The sequence below is a fragment of the Pseudofrankia asymbiotica genome (genome assembly GCF_001983105.1).
Lineage (GTDB): Bacteria > Actinomycetota > Actinomycetes > Frankiales > Frankiaceae > Pseudofrankia > Pseudofrankia asymbiotica.
This window is the reverse complement of sequence record NZ_MOMC01000056.1, coordinates 56,879-74,489: the sequence shown is the minus strand read 5'-3', so window position 1 is coordinate 74,489 and position 17,611 is coordinate 56,879. Positions and strand designations below refer to the sequence as shown.

At 75.0% G+C, this 17,611-nt stretch carries 10 protein-coding genes and 1 riboswitch; of the genes, 2 read left to right on the top strand and 8 right to left on the bottom strand.

From position 1 onward, the window contains the following. Positions 1 to 121: 121 nt before the first annotated feature. Positions 122 to 544 (top strand): helix-turn-helix domain-containing protein, encoded by a 423-nt coding sequence (locus tag BL253_RS26790; RefSeq protein ID WP_076820080.1) that lies wholly within the window; start codon positions 122 to 124, stop codon positions 542 to 544. Between the two features lie 44 nt (positions 545 to 588). Here the strand turns inward: BL253_RS26790 and BL253_RS26785 are convergent, their stop codons facing one another. Continuing rightward, complete coding sequence (locus BL253_RS26785) at positions 589 to 945, bottom strand: Zn-ribbon domain-containing OB-fold protein (protein ID WP_076820079.1); 357 nt, start codon at positions 943 to 945, stop codon at positions 589 to 591. Between the two features lie 159 nt (positions 946 to 1,104). Between BL253_RS26785 and BL253_RS26780 the strand changes: the two genes are divergently transcribed. After that, a complete protein-coding gene (locus BL253_RS26780; protein ID WP_076820078.1) occupies positions 1,105 to 2,358 on the top strand; it encodes a thiolase family protein in 1,254 nt (417 codons plus the stop codon). An 18-nt stretch (positions 2,359 to 2,376) separates the two neighbouring features. Here BL253_RS26780 and BL253_RS26775 read toward each other — a convergent pair whose 3' ends face one another. From BL253_RS26775 to BL253_RS26745, 7 genes are all read right to left on the bottom strand, one after another. Then, positions 2,377 to 6,213, bottom strand: a complete 3,837-nt coding sequence (locus BL253_RS26775; RefSeq protein WP_076820077.1) for a hypothetical protein — start codon at positions 6,211 to 6,213, stop codon at positions 2,377 to 2,379. Then, positions 6,206 to 7,222, bottom strand: coding sequence for a DUF3293 domain-containing protein (locus BL253_RS26770; RefSeq protein ID WP_241835183.1), 1,017 nt, complete (start codon positions 7,220 to 7,222; stop codon positions 6,206 to 6,208). Before BL253_RS26770 ends, BL253_RS26775 begins: the two co-directional genes overlap by 8 nt. Before the next feature lie 56 nt (positions 7,223 to 7,278). Further along, positions 7,279 to 7,390: riboswitch (SAM riboswitch) on the bottom strand. 241 nt (positions 7,391 to 7,631) lie between these two features. Then, positions 7,632 to 10,385, bottom strand: coding sequence for a PASTA domain-containing protein (locus tag BL253_RS26765; protein WP_076820075.1), 2,754 nt, complete (start codon positions 10,383 to 10,385; stop codon positions 7,632 to 7,634). Positions 10,386 to 10,790: 405 nt separating this feature from the next. Beyond that, entirely contained in the window at positions 10,791 to 11,186 is a 396-nt protein-coding gene (locus BL253_RS26760) for a VOC family protein (protein ID WP_076820074.1), read from the bottom strand. Positions 11,187 to 11,195: 9 nt separating this feature from the next. Further along, complete coding sequence (locus BL253_RS40500; RefSeq protein WP_158230424.1) at positions 11,196 to 14,237, bottom strand: transglutaminase-like domain-containing protein; 3,042 nt, start codon at positions 14,235 to 14,237, stop codon at positions 11,196 to 11,198. Next, complete coding sequence (locus BL253_RS26750) at positions 14,234 to 15,979, bottom strand: DUF58 domain-containing protein (protein ID WP_076820072.1); 1,746 nt, start codon at positions 15,977 to 15,979, stop codon at positions 14,234 to 14,236. The genes BL253_RS40500 and BL253_RS26750 overlap by 4 nt, the downstream gene beginning before the upstream one ends. 3 nt (positions 15,980 to 15,982) lie before the next feature. Beyond that, on the bottom strand, positions 15,983 to 16,948 hold the full coding sequence (locus BL253_RS26745; protein ID WP_076820097.1) for an AAA family ATPase: 966 nt from the start codon (positions 16,946 to 16,948) through the stop codon (positions 15,983 to 15,985). Positions 16,949 to 17,611: the final 663 nt, after the last annotated feature.

Sequence of the window (17,611 nt, the reverse complement as noted above, 5' to 3'; positions counted from 1 at the left end):
CCGCGGTCACCTCCGGGCCGGCGGCCGCGATGAGGTCGCTGGCCGGAGGTTCGGCGGAAACGCCGTGGTCCCGCGTGTTCCCGGTGATCGTCCGGGCGGTTTGGGCGGTATCGTTTGCTGCATGACAAACAACGGGGAACGTCACCTTCGCGCGGTCCATGAGGACTGGCGCTCCGTCGCCACCGCGCTGGGGGCGCGGATGTCGACCCAGCGGGTCAGCCAGCAGGAACTGGCGCTCGCGGCCGGAGTCTCGGTCGCGACGCTGCGGGTGCTCCAGCGTGGCAATGGYGAGCGGCGGGTGCAGAACTCGACGTTGTCCGCGGTCTCGCGGGCGCTCGACTGGCCCGATGATCACCTTGTCCGCGTGCTGCTCGGTGATCAGTACCCGGAACCCACCCCGGGCCAGGGGCCGGCCCCTGGGGTCGGGGTGGCGCGGCAGCCGGCCGTCGCCGCCCGGACCGACCTGCCCGAGCAGATCCTGCGTACCCTGCGCCGCATCGAACGGCGGGTCGACGACATCGCCCGCCATCTCGTGAAGGCCTGAGACGGAGGCGGCCGCGGCGACGGCGACGGCGGCCAGGTCGAGGTTCAGGCCCTTGCGAAGACGGGGACGAGCGTGTCGCCACGCTGCTCCATGAGGACACGCACCGGCATACCGATGGTGACCTCCTCCGGCGCGCAGCCGACGATGTTGCTGACAAGGCGGAGGTCGGGCTGCTCGGCGAGCTCGACGATGGCGATCACGTAGGGCACCGGCACGGCCGGGTGGAACGCGTGATGGTTGACGGTGAAGGTGAAGACCGTGGCGTCGCCGCTCACCGGCTCGGCTTTCAGCTCTCCGGCGCACTCCGGGCAGCGTTCGGTCTCGGGATGGATCCATCGCCGGCAGTCCACACACCGGTGGATCAGAAGCTGGCTGTCCGCGTCGACTGCCGGCGTCGTCATGAGGCCTCCGGATTCGGGATCAGCGCCGATCGGTCGCTGGCAACGCCCTTGTTCTTGAGACCGTAGGACACCGGTCGGATTCGTGCCTGTTTCGCGCGCAGCGCGCAGCGCGCCGTACATCGGGTGACTGGGTCGTGGCGGCGGGCATAGCTTCACGCTATGACCGGACTGCCGGAGCGGCGCGCCATCATCTCTGGAGTCGGGATCTCGCGGATCGGCCGGCGTACCGGAATCCCGGGGGCGGACCTCACGGTGGAGGCGTCCCGGCAGGCGATCGCCGACGCCGGGCTGCTGCCCACCGACATCGACGGCGTCGCCACGCTGGGCGAGACCCCGCTGGAGGAGGCGTGCGCGGCCCTGGGGCTGGCGCCGACCTATCGCGGGGGTGGCATCGACACCGGAGGGCTGCTCTCGCCGGTGATGTCGGCCGTGATCGCGGTCGCCACCGGACAGGCTCGCCATGTGCTGGTCTACCGCACCGTCCAGATGATCGGCGGTGCCATGCTCCCCAGCGGCGAGGCGCCCCACCTCGACGGTGCCGGTGGGACCGGCGCCGCGGGCGGACCGGGAGCCGGTGGACCGGAAGCGGACGGCTTCGAAGCCGGGAAATCCGCGGCGTCCGTGCCCGCCCGGACCTACCCGCCGCGAAACGGGCTGGCGGCCGGGCTGGGTGAAATGGTGACGTATCATGCCTACTCGGCGGCGAACTGGTTGGCAATGCACTGCCGTCGGCATATGCACCTATATGGCACGACCAAGGAACAACTTGGCATTTTGGCCATTAACAGCCGGCGTAACGCTGGACTGAACCCTTTGGCCGTTTACCGCGACCCGATCACGCTTCACGACTATGTCTCCGCTCGGAAGGTGTCCGAACCGTTCGGGCTGCTGGACTGTGACGTGCCGATCGACGGGTCGGTGGCGATCGTCGTGTCCGTGGCCGACCACGCCTCGGCGTGCGCGCACCCGGTTCGGATCGAGGCGATGGGCGGGTCCACCGGTCCCGGTGGCTGGTACATGCGGCCTGACTACCCGAACATGGCGTCGGCCGACGCGGCGGCCGAGATGTGGTCGCATACCGATCTACGGCCGGCCGACGTCGACTTCGCCGAGCTGTACGACGGGTTCACCTTCCTGACCCTCGCCTGGCTCGAGGCCTTTGGATTCTGCGGCGAGGGCGAGTCCGGGCCGTTCGTCGGGGACCCCGGAAAGATCGCCCTGGAGGGCGGTCTTCCGCTCAACACGTACGGCGGGCAGCTCTCGGCCGGCCGGATGCACGGCTACTGGCTTCTCCACGAGGCCTGCGTGCAGCTCCGCGGCCAGGCCGGCGACCGCCAGGTCGCCCGCCACCAGGTCGCCGCCGTCGGCGCCGGTGGCGGCCCCATAGCCGGAGCCCTCCTCCTCACCACCTGAGCTACTGGGCCGCCTGAACTACTGGGCCGGCTGGGCCAGCGGGGCGGTGAAGAGGCGGGCGGCGGCGTGGGCCTGGGCGATGGCGATACGCCAGGCCATGCCGACGACCGAACCGACCGACTCCGGCGAGGGCCACAGGAGGCACGCGGGCGGGACGCAGATCCGGTAGGTCAGCGTTCCCGTCTTGTCGTGCGCGATCCACGCACCGCAGGTCGCCATCGGCGGGAGGCCGCCGACGGCGGTGAGCGCCGCGGCGAGCTCGGCGTCGCCCGCCTGCCTCTCGGTGAGGTCCGAGTCCCCGAGCCCACCGGCGGCCCGGCTCGCCTGCGCCAGCCGGGCGAGCCCGGCGGCGGCCGTGACGCCGGGATCGAGGTGGACGTCGAGAACCATCACACCGGAGCCGTAGAACGGATGGTCGATCGGATAAGGCGGGGCGAGCAGGGCGATGGCGCCGCGTGCTCGCCGTCCAAGCCCCAGTTCCCCCGCGAGTGCCAGCCCGATGTCGGTCTCGGCCTCGGAACCGAACCCGAGCCCCGCGTCGGGGCCCGTACCCGACCCGTCCTCCTGGGCCGACCAGCCCGAAGGGCCCGTGTCGTCCCCCGCTCCGGGAAGCTGCCGTGCCGCGGGGCCACCGGGCTCGGTGGACACGTTCGGTTCGGCGAGGACGAGAAAGCCCGCGCCGTCACCATCGTCGGCGATCAGGCCGTCGAACAGCAGCCGGTCGAGTGCGTCGCGGACGTGACTGTCCCGGAACGCGTTCCCCAGGTGGCCGGGCACGGTGAGGGGAGGGGCCCCCGGCTGGCCCTGCTCGACGACGACGCTCAGGTCGGGAAGCCAGGTGCGGCTCCCGGACGCCAGCGCGGTGAGCAGCAGCGACAGCGGCCCGCGCAGGCCGTCGAGCCCGGCGTCGATCCGGGTGAGCATGTGAGGACGGTCCGGGTCGCTGGTCGGCTGCGCGAGCCGCGGCGAGCTCATCAGTTCCTCGTGCGCCGGCGGCGTGTAGGGGCGCACCAGCTCGATGACGACCACCTCCCCACCCGCGTCGTCACCAGGGGTGGGAAAGCCGACCGGCGCGACGAGGCCCTCGGGCGCACAAGCGCCGTTCGACGAAGGAGTGCCGTCGGACGCGGGCGCCTCGGGGAAGGCCAGCGTGCCGGTGGGGGCCTGAACGCTGGTGCGGCCGGCGGCGCGGGCCGTAAGCGTCAGCCCCGACGGGTAGTCGAGCACGGCGCGGAACGCGCCGAACAGCGACGGCAGCCCGGCGGCCAGCTCCTGCGCGCTTCGTGTGTCGGTGAGCGGCGCCACGGGTGAGTCGGCGAGGCTGACGAAGACGATCCACTGCTGGAGACGCAGCAGCTTCCCCAGCGCCGCGGACAGCTCGTCGGGATGCTCACCGAGCAGGGTCTCCGGGAAGAACCAGGTGGTCAGGCACGGGGTGTCGGTCGCGTCCAGGCCCCAGCCGCCGACGACGGTGAGATCGTCGGCCGTCGCCTCGGCGAGCAGCGCCCGGTTGCGGTCGTTGCACCAGGCGGCCCGCTCGTCGACGTCGCCGGGCAGGTAGTCCAGGTAGGTACGTGCCCGCACCCCCGGCCCGAGCTCCGGGTGGTCGGTCACGACCAGCTCGCCGCGGCCGCGCGCCGCCGGGCCCGACGGGTCGAAGGTGCGGGTCCACCACTCGGCGGTGAGCGCCCGGCCGGGCTGGTGGCCGGTGACGCGGTGTGGGGGTGCCATCAGCGCCGTCAGCGCGACCGGAAGCACGAGCGGGCGTACCTGACCATCCGGCAGGGTCTCGCGCGCGCGGTCACGGATGTCGGGCAACACGTCGAACAGCACGTCTCGGCTGGGGCGGGGACCGCTCGTCGGGTGGGCCGACGCGGCGGCGACGGCGCCATGCCCGGGGCCGCCGAGCCGGGTGAGCTCGACGGCCGCCTCCGCGGCGCGTACCAGCTGGTCGATCGCGACCAGCCGTGCCCAGATCCGGTCAGGCGTCCAGGCCATCGGCCCGACATGGATCCTGGCGACGGCCTCGACGGTGCCGGCGGCCGGGTCGAGAACCAGGGCCGAGCGGCCGTCCTCGGCGTTGCGACGGGCGAGCAGCCGCAGCAGGTCGGGGGTCGCCCGCGCGCCGGTCGCCACTTCGGTCGCGATGCGCAGCGACCCGGCGCGCCGGCCGTCGAGCACGGGCCGCGGCGTCATCCGGACGCGCTGCCGCCCGTGGTGCGGCCACCAGTCGAAACCGGCGTCGTCCATCACGGACCATTCGACGTCCGGGCCCACCAGCCCGGAGTAGAGCGTGTCCAGCACCAGCGCCGGCTCGTCGCCGCCGGCGATGCTCGCCGCGAACGCGAGTCCCGCTGGCTGCCGGGAGGCCGGGCCGACCGGGCGACGGTCGAACCGGGTGAGATCCTCGTCCGTGAGCAGCAGACGGCGGGCGAGCAGCGACGCGCCGGCGGTGGCCAGCAGAATCTCGCGCAGCAGCCCCTGGGCGCGCAGCTGGCTGGTGGAGGCGAGCGCGTTCGGCAGGAAGAGCTGCCAGGTCGGCTGGTCGCCGTGCATGACCCAGGCCCCGACGCCGTGCGCGCCGCCCGGGTCGACAACGTCCTGGCGGTTGAGCGCGGCCAGCAGCCCCGCGACGTCGTCGCCTGGCCGCAGGTGAACCGGCGTCCGCATGCTGATGACCAGGCCCTCGCCGGCCAGCGGATGCGGGTCCTGCCGACTGGCGCGCACGACGCTCGTCAGCGAGCCCGCCGTCTCCCGCGCCGTCACGACCTCCACGGGACGGTCGTCCGGGACCTGGAACGGTCCCCAGCCGAACGGCACCTCGCACCGGAAGCCGCGTCCGTCGCCCGAGCCCCAGACCGGGCCGCCGTCGATCTCCTGGTCGTAGCGCAGCTCGTCGAACGCGGTCAGCAGCCCCCGCCACAGCAGGGTGTTGTCGGTCTCGGCGTCGGCGTGCAGGGTGTCGTGATACTGCGTGACCCGGTGCCGGCCGGGGCGGGAGTGCCCATCCTCGTCGCGGTACACGAACGGGACCCCGGCGACCTCGTCGTGGAGCCCGGCGTCGAGCGCGCCGAGGGCCACCGCGATCTGGTCGCCGACCGTGGCGACGGCGAGCTCGGCCAGCACGGCCCCGCCCTCCTCGCCGAGGATCTCGTCGACGTCGGCGTCCTCGTCCTCCTCTTCCTCCTCGTCGCGGGGCTGCTCGCGCCGCCCGACGACGAACGAGCAGGACAGATAGAGGACGTTGCTCTGATCGTCGATCTGATCGACCTCGTCGCCAGGGCCGGGGCCGGGCTCGGCGCCGTCATCCGCGGGTGGGTCGTCGGCGGGCGCTTCGGGCGCTCCCGGAACGGAGGCCTGATCGACCTCGTCCTGGCCCGCGACGGCCACCAGGTGTGGCGGGACCGCGCCGAGCGGTGGCGCCTGCCCGATCGGTTCGTCGCCGTGGAACACGGCCCGCAGCGAGATGCCGCCACCCGGGCCGTCGGCCTCGTCGCCGTCATCGTCCTCGTCGTCGTCCGGCTCGTCCCGGTAGGGGATGGCGGGCCAGGGGCCGACCAGCCAGCGGTTGAGGGTGCTCTCGCCGTTGCGCCGCCGGCACAGCGCGGCCGCCCGCGCGAGGTCGTCGACGGTCGCGACCGGCGTCGTGACCCGCAGCACCGCGACCGACGACGCGCCGCCGGGCACCGGGAGCAGCTCGAGCAGGGTGCCGAGCTCGCTGTGTCGCCAGACCAGGCCGGTTCCGCCCGGGCCCTGGCCGATCCACTCGTCCTCGGCGCCCAGCTGGCGCAGGACGTGCTCGCGAAGCCGCGCGGCGAGCGGAAGCCCGGTGTTGAACGCGACCGCGTCACTCATTGGCGCCCCCGTGGTCACGAGGGGTGGTCGAAGCGTCTCCCTTGGCCGCGCTCGCGGGCCTGGGGGACGCGGGCTCGTCCGCCGGAGAGACCGGCGCGGCCTCCGCGGCCGGCGCGGCGCCCGACGGCGTCGACGGGGCGGCCGGGGACGATCCGCCCGATGGCGCCGCCGGGCCGGCGGGGGACGCGGCTGGCTGGCCGGGTTCCGCCGGGTCGGTCGCCGCCGGCGGTGCGTCGCCCGCCTGGTCCCTGGCCCTGGCGATCGCCGCGGCCTCCGCGGCCTCGGCCTCGGCGGCGAGGGCGACCTCCAGCGCCGCGCCCGCCGCGGTGGTCGCGGCGTCGGCGCCTGGCCGGGCCGCCAACGGGTCGGGCAGCGGCGCCGCGACGCGGGACACGCGCCAGCCGAGCTCCCGCGGCGTGACCAGCTCGTCGCAGGGCACGAGCGACCACGCCGCGGGCGTCCACTCGAAGATCGCGTCCTGTTCGAACTCGGCGCCCAGCGCCCGCGCCCGTGCCCTGGTCAGGCCGGCGACGGCGATGCTGAGCTCGGTGTTCTTCTCGTCGCCGCCGACGGCCGGCCAGGAGGGCAGGCCGGTCGCGGCGACCCTGCCCGCCAGTGCCCGCTGCCGGTTGGCGTTCTCATGCGGGCGCAGTGCCCGGGAACGCGGATTGAACGCCGTGAGGACATGGACCCGCTCTACGTCGGAGAACGGGAAGTCACCCTCAGTGGTGCCGCGGGCCGCCGGGGCGACCACCACGGTCGCGGCGCCGACGCCGATACGGACCCGGGTCGGCCGGTAGCCGGCGAGCCGCCTCTCCACGTCCGCCGCGGCGCTCAGCCGGCCGAAGGCGTCGTCCAGTCGCGCGACCTCCGGCCGGCGCCAGTCCGGGTCGTGGGCCAGCAGGTCCCGCCGGCGGTCGAGGTACGAACGGGAGGCGGCCGCGGCTGTGGCCTCGGGCTGGGCGCCCAGGAGCGCCAACAACTCGGCACGGCCAGGATTCGGACGCATCGACACGTATACCTCCGGGGGCCTCGGTGGACCCCCGGGACCGTGTGGGCTCGGGAGATCCGCGTTATCGCCGCCAGCCGTCGCCGACGACGATCAGGTCGTTCCCTGGGGCACCTTGCGCGAAGGTTGCCGGACGACGAGCCAGGTCTTGACGCCATCCTCTTGACCGCGCCCTAGATTAGGACCTCCGTATACGTATCGCAAGGTTTGTGCTGCCCGTGCTGGATCCACTGAATGCAGTGTGATGGTACCGGCGTGGTCTGACAGATTTTTCCCGCACTCGGTGTCGATCAGCCTGGCTCCGAACATGGGACCGCCGGCCGCGCACGCCGGACGCGCGCGGCCGGTGCGCCGCCGGAACACCCTGGCTCCGAATCTGGCTGAAGCGGCCGCGGTGATGATGTCTCGCTCAGGGCGCGGTGGTCGACGGGGCGTCGGTAGGCGGAACCGTGGCCGGCGGCCCGGTCGTGGAACCGGGGGAGCTGGGCGCGTCCGGTGCCTTCGCGACGGTCAACGTGACGCTCGAGCCGCGCCGCACGGCGCCGCTCTCCGGCGACTGCGCGAGCACGGTGCCGACCGGCTGGTCGCTGGCCTGCCGGACCACGACCACGTCGAGGCCATACGAGGTGAGCGTCTTCTCCGCCTGCGCCCGTTGGGAATTGACCGTGTACGGGACCGTCACCTGCGTGCTGACGACCAGGATTGTCACCTTGCTGTGCTGCGCGACCTGGCTGCCCGCCACCGGGTCGACGGTCTCCACCAGGCCGGCCCCTACGCCCGACGGTCCGGTGTCGTATCTGACCGTGACGACGAGTCCAGCGGTTTCCAGCGCCGCGCGCGCCTCCGCCTCCGGCCGGCCCGCGACATCGGTCACGGTGGTGTGCCCCGGGCCGGTCGACACGGTCAGCTTCACGGTCGCGTTCTTGGCCGCCGACCTACCGGCGGGCGGGTCCGTGGCGGTCACCGTGCCGGCCGCGGCGGAACTCGCCACGTAGTCGAGCGCGATGTCGCTGAAGCCGGCGGCGCGCACGGCCGTCTGCGCCTGGTCGGCGGGCTGCCCGACGACGTCCGGCATCTTCGCCAACGACCGGGTCCCGCTCGGTACGATGACGGTGATCGTCACGGTCGAGCCGGCCGGCACCTCACTGCGGGCGCCCGGGCTCACGGCGGCGACCCGCCCGGGACCGAACTCGGACGGGCCGGTGCTCGTCCGCACCACGACGGTGAGACCGGCGTCCTGCAGGGTCTCCCTAGCCCCGGACTCGGTCAGCCCGACGACGTCCGGCACCTTGATGGACTCCAGACCGGCCGACACGACAAGCGTGATCGTCTCCGTCGCCTCCAGCTGGCTGTCCCCACCCKGCCGGACCTGCAGCACGGTGCCCTTCGTCTTGATGTTCGGCGTCATCTCCCGGCGGACGTGGCTGAACCCCGCCGCGCGCAGCCGCTTCTCCGCGTCGGCCGCGGTGAGCCCCACCAGGTTGCCCGGGACGGTCAGCTCGGAAGCGGCGAGGACACCCGACTGTGCCCTGCCGGCCGGCCGGTCCAGAGCGGCCCCGGCCGCGACGCCGACAGCCACCAGCGCGACCAGCACACTGAACGCGCTGATCAGCGTCGTCCAGGGCAGGCGGCCGGGCAGGGCATGCCGCGCGCGCCGGCGGCGTGCGGCGGCCTCATCGCGGTACTGGCGCTCGGCGGTGGTCGTGGGTGCCTCGGTGTAGCGCTCGCCCGACTCCGCGTCACCGTGACCCGCCAGCGCGAGCGTCTCGGCCGTCCGCTCCCGCGCCCGGCCTCCCCGCAGCACGACGGTTCCCGTCGGCGCGCGGCCGCCGGGCCCGGAGCCGTCGCCGGCCACGCCGGTGCCGCCAGTGCCGAGACCGGCCGGCGTCTCGGCGCCGTCCTCCTGACTCGCCTCGCCGTCGGCGGCGAGGCCGGCCAGGACTGGACCCGATCCGATCGTGGGATTGTCGTCGCCCGTGGCGACCACGGCCCGCGGATCACTGGTGGCGCCGTCAGCCCCGTCGGTGCCGGCGGTGGGTACGACGCCGTTCGCGGCGGCCAGGCCGGCCGCCGCGGCCACGGAGCCCACGGCTCCCGCGGCCGAGAGCTCCGGGACTTCCCTCGCCGCCGGAATCCCGGACTCCGCCCGGTTGGCCCCCGGGGCGGCCAGATACGCGGCCCCGGTGACCGGCACGATCCCCCGGGTCGGGGTGAGCGTCTGCAGCCGGTTGACGATCTCGCCCGCGGTCGGGCGCTCCGCGGGGTCGCGGCGCATGGCGTCGCGCACGACATCGGCGAGCGACTCGTCGACGCCGTCGAGGTCGGGGTCGCTGTTGACGATGCGGAACAGCACCGCCGGCACGGCGCCGCCGCCGAAGGGCCGCCGCCCGGTCGCGGCGAAGATCATCAGGCCGCCCCAGGCGAAGACGTCCGCGGCGGCCGTCACCCGCTCGCCACGGGCCTGCTCCGGAGCCATGAACGCGGGGGTGCCGACCACCAGGTCCCTGGTCACCGTCGCGCTGTCCGGCGCCCACGCCACCCCGAAGTCGATCACGCGCGGGCCGAACTGGGAGAGCAGCACGTTGGACGGCTTGAGGTCGCGGTGCACCAGACCGGCGGCGTGGATGACAGCCGTGGCGCTCGCCACGCTGACCGCGAGCCGTTCGACGTCGGCGGAGCCGAGCGGGCCGTGCGTGGCCACCGTCTCGGCCAGCGACGGGCCGTCGACGAACTCGGTGACCAGGTATGGCGGCCCGTCGGAGGGGTCGACGGCGTCGAGCACCTCGGCGGTGCAGTAACGGGCGACCCGCTGGGCGACCTCGGCCTCCCGCCGGAACCGGGCCCGGTACTCGGGATCGTCGGCGAGCTCGGCACGCACGACCTTGACCGCCACCCGCCGGCCGGCCGGCGAGCGGCCCAGGTAGACGGTGCCCATCCCGCCCTCGCCGAGCCGGGTCAGCAGCTCGTAGCCGCCCAGCTCACGCGGGTCCGACGGGCGCAGCGGACTGCCGGGCAACGGAAGGGTTCGCATGGCCGCGAGCGGCCTGTCGGGCGGCTCGATGCTCGGATCCGAGTCGCCATCGTGGGGGAGGGCGGACTCGTTGCCCGCGGACAGGCCTGGCCTGAGCGCGGGCGAGCCGGCCCCGCCTCCGCGTGAGTCCACGTCGCCCCCGGGGTCAACCTTGGATGTGGTCGGACGGCAACGCGTCCCTCCTTCAGGACGCGCCGCGAGACGGTCTGGTTGTCTTCTGTCGTATACCCGACAGGTCCGACAGCGCTGGCGACCGACTCGCCGGAAAGCGGTCGGCCACCAGGCTGGGCGTTCACCCGTCAGCCGCGGCCGTCAGCCGCGGCCGGCCGCGCCGCGGCCCTCGTCAGTCATAGCTCCGAAGGATGAGAAAACCCTAAGAGCAGACGGCGCGGCGGCCGGGCGAAGCGCTGGCAGGCAGGGTCCCGAGGGGATACCCCTTCATTGTCGCGCGTCGAATTCGGCCGGCGGCGGGGGCGGGTGAGTGTTGGCCATCTGGCGTTTCGGCGGCGGGCCGAGGATCCCGCTGGCGGGGCGGCCCTAGGCGGGGCCGATGAGGTCCCAGCGGTTGCCGGCGATGTCGAGGAAGACGACCACCTTGCCGTAGGGCTCGGTGCGCGGCTCGGCCACGAAGGTGACACCCGCGGCGAGCAGCCGCTGGTAGACGGCCTCGAAGTCGTCGACGTTCAGGAAGAACCCGAMGCGCCCGGCGGCCTGGTCGCCGACCGCCGCCGCCTGGCGCTCACCGTCGGCGCGGGCGAGCAGGACGCCCGTCTCGGCACCGGGTGGCCGGACCACGACCCAGCGCTTCGGGCGCCCCGTGTTCGTCGACTCCGCCGGCGAGTCCTCGACCAGCTCGAAGCCCAGGACGTCCGTGAAGAACGCGATCGCCGGGTCGTAGTCCTTGACAATCAATGCCACCAGCCCAAGCTGCACACCTTGAACCTACCGGCCGAGGACGTGGCGAGGAGCCAGCCGGGTGGCGAGGCGGCGACGCGGGGAGGCCGACCGCCGGGCGGCCCGCTCGACGGTGCTCGCCAGGCGTCGCGCCTCGTCGGCGGCGCGGGCGCCCCAGGGCCCCTCCCAGCCGGCCGTCGAGCTTTCGGCGGCGCCAGGGGCGGCGGTTGATCCGGCCGGTGGCCGCCGTGCCTGGACGCTCTCGCCGTTCGCCCTGCCGGTGCCGGTGCCGGTGCCGGGGCCGGGGCCGGGGCCGGGGCCGAACAGCGCGAGCGTCGCCAGGTTCGCGAGGCCGCGCAGGGCGCTCAGGCTGGCCCCGCGCCCCGCGCTGTGGTCGCCCGCCCCCACTGGGCCGACCGTGCCCGCGCCGAGCTGGACGACCTCGGCCGGGCTCGCCGACTCGGGTATGGGCACGCCCGCCGAGGCCAGCGCGTCGAGGGCGTGCGCCCAGGCGAGGACGACCCGTTCACGCGCCCGGCGGCGGCTGGACAACCGCCGGTGCCGGCGCGCCGCCGGACGCGCGAACGCGACCAGCAGGTAGCCGGCGACGAGCGCGGCGGCGGTGAGGCCGGCCTTCGACAGGAACCCGCCGATGTCCGTGGCCCGGCCCGCCGGTGGGGCGATGGTGACTGCCGGTCGAGGCGCGTCCGCCGGGGCGGTCAGCGGCCCGCGAATTGCCGCGTCCACCGCCGCCGCCTGCGTCGCCGACTCGCCCTGGGCGGAGCCCGCGAGCGCGGCGCCCCGGGCGTCGGTCGCCGCCGGAGTGGGGAAGAAGGGCAGCCAGCCCGCGCCGTCGAAGCGGACCTCGGCCCAGGCGAGCGCCTCCCGCCCGGTCACGGCGACCGTCGCCGGCCCCGCCGGCGCGTCGGGAGCGAAGCCGACGACCACCCGGCTCGGCAGCCCGAGGATGCGGGCGGCCAGCACGAACGTGGTCGCGAACTGCTCGGACGTGCCACGCCGGGTGTCGGCGACGAAGTGCTCGACATGGGCGAGCGAGTGCCCCGGCGGCACCTGGGGGTCGAACCGGAAGTTGGTGGCGAGGTAGTGCTGCAGGAGCGCCGCCTGCTGGAACGGGCCGTTGCCCTGGCCGGCCGCGACCTTTGCCAGCGCGCGCAGGACCGGCGGGATGTCGGCCGGCAGGGCGAGGTACTCGGCGTCCGTGCTGGTGGTCGCCGCCGTGGCGGTGGTGAGCGCCGCGAGCTCGTTCACGGAACGGGCCGGCCGCGGCGCGGACACGATGGTGAACCGCTCACCCGTGCCGAGCGGCGCCGTCCGCAGCAACAGGCCGTCAGCCAGGTCGACGGCGAAGCCGCCGCTGCTGCCGCTGCCGCCGCCGCTGCCGCCGGCGTCCGCCGTCCTCGCCTCCGCCGCGGTGCCCGAGCCGGCCGCCTCCACCGGGCGGTCGAGCGCCGGCAGGAGCTGGCCGGTCAGGCCGGTGACCGTCACCTGCTGGGTGACCCGGGTGCCACCGCGGTCGGCGCCCGTCCCGCTGGAGGTGGGCACCTCCCGGCCCGCCCGGGTGTAGCTGGCGGACGACGTCCAGGCGGCGCCGTCGAAGCCGGAGAGCACGGCGAGCCGCAGCGGGACCGGGCCGGCGCTCTGGCCCGTCAGCCGGACGGTGAACAGGGCCTCATCCGGGTGGGTGCTCCAGCCGGCGAGCGCGGACAGCGGGTTCAGGCCGTCGACCGGGGTGGCCGGTGTGGACCTGTACGCCCGCGGGTCCACCGGCGCGTCCGCGTGGAGCAGGCCCGGCAGCCGCCCTCCCGCCGCGAGTCCCGCGGCCACGACCACCGCCAGCGCCGCCGTCGCCCGCGCCGTCCCCGGCAGTCGCGAGGGCCGGTCGGGGCCGAGCGTGATCCGTGGCGGTGCCTGGTCGGCTCGCGCGGAACCGGGGGACGCGGATGAGCCCGGCCCGACGGCCGCGGCGGCCGGCTCCGCCGCCGGCCTCGTCGGCCCTGTCGGCGCGGTAGGTCCCGTCGTTGTCGCGAGTACCCCGGCGGCTATGGGCGCGCCGGCCGACCCGGCCGACCCGGCCGACCCGGCCGCGTCGTCCGCCGCCGTCGGCCGGCGGGCCAGCGCGAGCAGGCCCACGAGCGCGGTCAGGGCCGCGGCGGGCGCGAGGTTCGACCCGGCCGCGGGGAGCGAGGCGGCTGTCCCGGCGAGCAGCCCGAACAGCGCGGGCAGAGCGGGCAGCAGGCGGGTCCTGGTGCGCATGACCAGCTCGGCGCCCACGGCGGCGGCGAGCCAGGTGACCAGGACCGGAACGACGAGCAGGTCAGGCTCGGCCGGGGAGGGCACCGCGACGTCGAGCAGCCGCGACGGCCCGCTCGTCACGCCGACGCGGACCGCCGCGAGACGGTCGAACGGGGTTCCCGCCGCGATCGTCGCCGCGGCGGTGACGACGAATCCGGCGGTCCACAGCAGCGCCGAGAGCGCGAACGGCGCCGGCCGGCCCCGCCGCCAGGACACCGCCCCGACCAGCACGACCGGCCCGGCCGCGGCCACCGGGATGGCCAGCCGCAGGTCGGCCGGGGAGAACAGCCGCAGGAAGCCCCAGCCGTCGACCGCCGCGAGCACGGCGACGAGCGCCAGCGCGAGGACGCGGCGCGGCCATCGCTCCTCCGGCCGGGCCGCCCCGCGCCGCTCCAGACCGAACGTGACGCGAGAGCGGCGCGGCTCCGCTGCGCCGAAGGCTCGCCGGCCACGCCCACCAGGCGTGGTCAGCCGCCCCCCGCCGCGGCCCCTGGCGGCGCCAGCACCGGCGGCATCGGGGGCATCGGCACCGGTGCCGGCGAGGCCGCCACTGGTGCCGGCGGCGTCACCCCGGTCGGCACCCGTCCGGGGCACGGGCACCGCGACGGGCGCCGCCATCGTCGCCGCCTCCGACAGCCTGTCCATGGGCACCGTGGGCGCGGTCGGCGAGTCGATCCCGCCCCCGCGCCTCGCGGATCCTCCAGATCGGGGCGGGGACTCGCGACGCTCCCGGCGGCGCAGGTTCTCCAACAGGTCCGGACCGTTCTGCCCGTTCACACGCCCCCACCGAAATAGCCCGCGCGCGTGTTCGACCGCACCCCCGCCCCCCGTCCCCGGCCGCCCATCGGCCAGGCCTCGGGCAGCCGGGAGGCGTCCGGGATGTCGAGGACGCGCAGCCGGCCCGCGACACTGGTGCCGACGTCGCTCGGCCGGCCGATGAGATCGAACCGGCCGAGCAGGGCTGCGGCGTCGGGATCCGCCGAGCGGCGCAGCCGAGGCCGCTCGGCCGGGGTGTGCCGGGAGCGGGCCCTGGCGGCCGCCAGGCTGCGCGCGCCGACCCGGACCACCACCACCTGCCCGAACCGATGGACGACCGGGGCGACGGCACGCAGCTGGCCGCCGTCGAAGCCGCCGGTCACGAAGATCAGCGTGCCGACGCCACCCCGGCGCACCGTGTTGAGCACCTCGAGCGTGCCCGCCGGGCCGAGCGTGACCTCGGCGAGCTCGTCGAGCAGCGCCTCGGTCTCCGGCGCCCGGCCCCGGCCGGCGCGGCGCACCCCGTCGGTGGTGAGCAGGACGACGCCGAGCGACTCCCTGGCGCAGCCGAGCACGACCGAGGCCGCGACGTCGACGGCCTCCTCGAAGGTGTCGGCGCCGACCTCGCCGGGTGGGTAGGCGTCCAGGCGGGTGTCGAGCACGACGGTCGAGGCCGGCTCGCTCGGCTCGACGTGCTCGCGGACCATCAGCACCCCCGTGCGGGCGCTCGACGGCCAGTGGACGAACCGCAGGTCCTCGCCGCTGACGTACTCCCGGATCCCGTGGAAGATCACACCGCCGGCGGCGCCGTCGGCGGTCCGGCCGTCCGGGTCCCGCGCGGGCGCGGCCGGTGGCGCGCCGAGCGGGCGGGCACGCGGCCGTACGCGCAGCACGTCGGCGGCGGACAGCCGCACCGTCGAGCTCACCAGCCCGAACGGGTCCGCGCGGCGCACCAGGACCGGCCCGAACGAGATCACCCCGCGCCGTCTCGTGTCGAGCGCGATGTCCAGCGACCGTGTTTTCCCGCCGGGTACCCGACGGACGTCGACGACGATCTTTCCGATCGGGTGGGCGACCGTGCCGCCGCCCACCCGACCCTCCAGGCGGCCGGCGAGGCCGTCGCCCGAGTCCATGCCGGTGCCGGTGCCGGTGCCCGCGTGATGGCCCGCGCTCCCCGCCCGCTCCGCGGCGCCGCGGCGGCCGGATGACGCCGCCGCGGCCCGCGGGCCATAGCTCCAGGGAATGTGCAGCCGTACCGGCGGGGAGGGACGGCGGGACGGGTTGTGGATCTCGATGACGAGCGCCACCGGCTCGCCCCTGGCGACACCGCTCGGGCTCACGCGCAGCGTCGCCCGCAGCCGTGGCCGGCGCGCCACCGACAGCGCGGCGACCAGCAGCGCGCAGACCGCCGCCACGGCCAGCGCCACGAGCTCCGCGTAGTGCAGCACCGCGGCCCCCGCGGCCAGCACGACCGCGGTCGCGAGCAGACCGAGCCCGGGCGGGGTGACGCGGGTCGCGACGTCCGGTTCGCTGGCTGGCACCGGCGTCACGGCGGCGGGGGCCGAGGGGACGGCGTCCGCCGCCGCGGCGATGGCGTCCGCCCCCGCGGGGACGGCCCGGGCGTCACGGGCGGTCGAGGTGCCCGCGTCCTCATCCTCGTCCGCGAGGCGCGTGTCCGCCCCCGCGACCGTGTCCGTGTCCGGGTAGCCGAGGTCCACCAGACCAAGGCCCGCCGATCCCGCGTCCGGCGGGTACGCGCCCATCCGCTACACGCCCACGAGGCGGCGCGGTGACGGGACCGCCCGCACGACCTCGTCGACCACGTCCTCGGCGGTCACCCGCTTCAGCTCGGTCTCCGGGCTGAGCACCAGGCGGTGGGCGAGCACCGGCTTCGCCAGCGCCTTCACGTCGTCGGGGGTGCCGAACTCGCGGCCGGCCGCGGCGGCGCGCACCTGCACCGCGCGCAGCAGCGCGATGCTGCCGCGCGGGCTCGCGCCCAGGCGCAGGACGTCCGGGATGCGCCTGGTGGCGGCGACGAGGTCCACGATGTAGCGGCGCAGGGCGGGCGCGACATGTACCGACAGGGTGCGCTCGGTGTGGGCGACGACGTCCTCGGCGCGCATGACCGGCGCCAGGTCCTCGACGCGCCGGCCCACCTGATGGCCCTCGAGGATCTCCAGCTCCGCGTCGGTGCCGGGGTAGCCGAGGCGTAGCCGCATCAGGAACCGGTCGACCTGCGCCTCGGGCAGCGCGTAGGTGCCGTCCATGTCGACCGGGTTCTGCGTCGCGACGACCATGAAGGGCAGCGGCACCTGGTAGCGGGTGCCGTCGACGGTGACGAACCCCTCCTCCATCACCTCGAGCAGCGCGGACTGGGTCTTCGGCGACGCCCTGTTGATCTCGTCGCCGATCACGAGGTTCGCGAACACCGGGCCCGGCCGGAAGCCGAACTCGCCGAGGCGCTGGTTGTAGACCGTGGTGCCGGTGATGTCGGACGGCAGCAGGTCGGGGGTGAACTGGATCCGGTGGGAGCTGGCGTTCACCGACGCGGCGAGGCTGCGGGCCAGCGTCGTCTTGCCCAGTCCCGGGACGTCCTCGATCAGCAGGTGGCCCTCCGCGAACAGGCTGATCACCGCGAGCTCGATCGCCTCCCGCTTGCCACGGATCACCCGCTCGACGTTCGTGACCACGTCGGCGAACGCGGCGGCGAACGTGTCCAGCTCCTCGCTCACCACCCCTCACCCCCTTGCCTCACATGGCCAGAGGACCCCTTGGGGCCGGCGACGGTCACAGCCACTCCTTCCTGACGGGCACCGAGTTTCTGGATGGGCATGAAGTCGCTGGCGGTGACTGGCATGACGTTCCTGGCGGTCATGGACCTGCCGGGTGCGCGGGTCGGCCGGCGCGCGGGCGACGGCCCTCGTGGCCCGCCTGACCGGCCGGACCCCGCGAGCTGACCCGGTGTTCCGCGGGCTGATGGAGCTTCTGGACCTGTGGGGACCCGGCACGGCGCGAGACAGCGCGGTGAGCCGTGGTGGGGGCGGGCCGCGCCGTCCGAGGGGGACGATGCGGCGCGGCCCGCCCGCGGGCGGCGGGGGGAGCCACCCGGAACCAGTCCGGTGTGCGCGTCCGTGTCCCCACGGCCCGAACCGGTTCGCTCACATACGACGGCGAGCCCTTCGGATTCGTTGCGCCAGCTCGCCCAGAAATTGTGGATCTAGTGGTTTCGGGTGATTTACGGGCGAAGTAGAAGTAACCCCTCGCATCCGGAGAAGATCGGGGCGCAACCCGTCGGGGCATCCACACGTCACACCTGCCGTGACGCGCACAGGCCCTCACGGAACGCCGCCCCGGCCGAATCCGGCCGGGCCGGCCAGTCCGGACGCGCCGGCTGA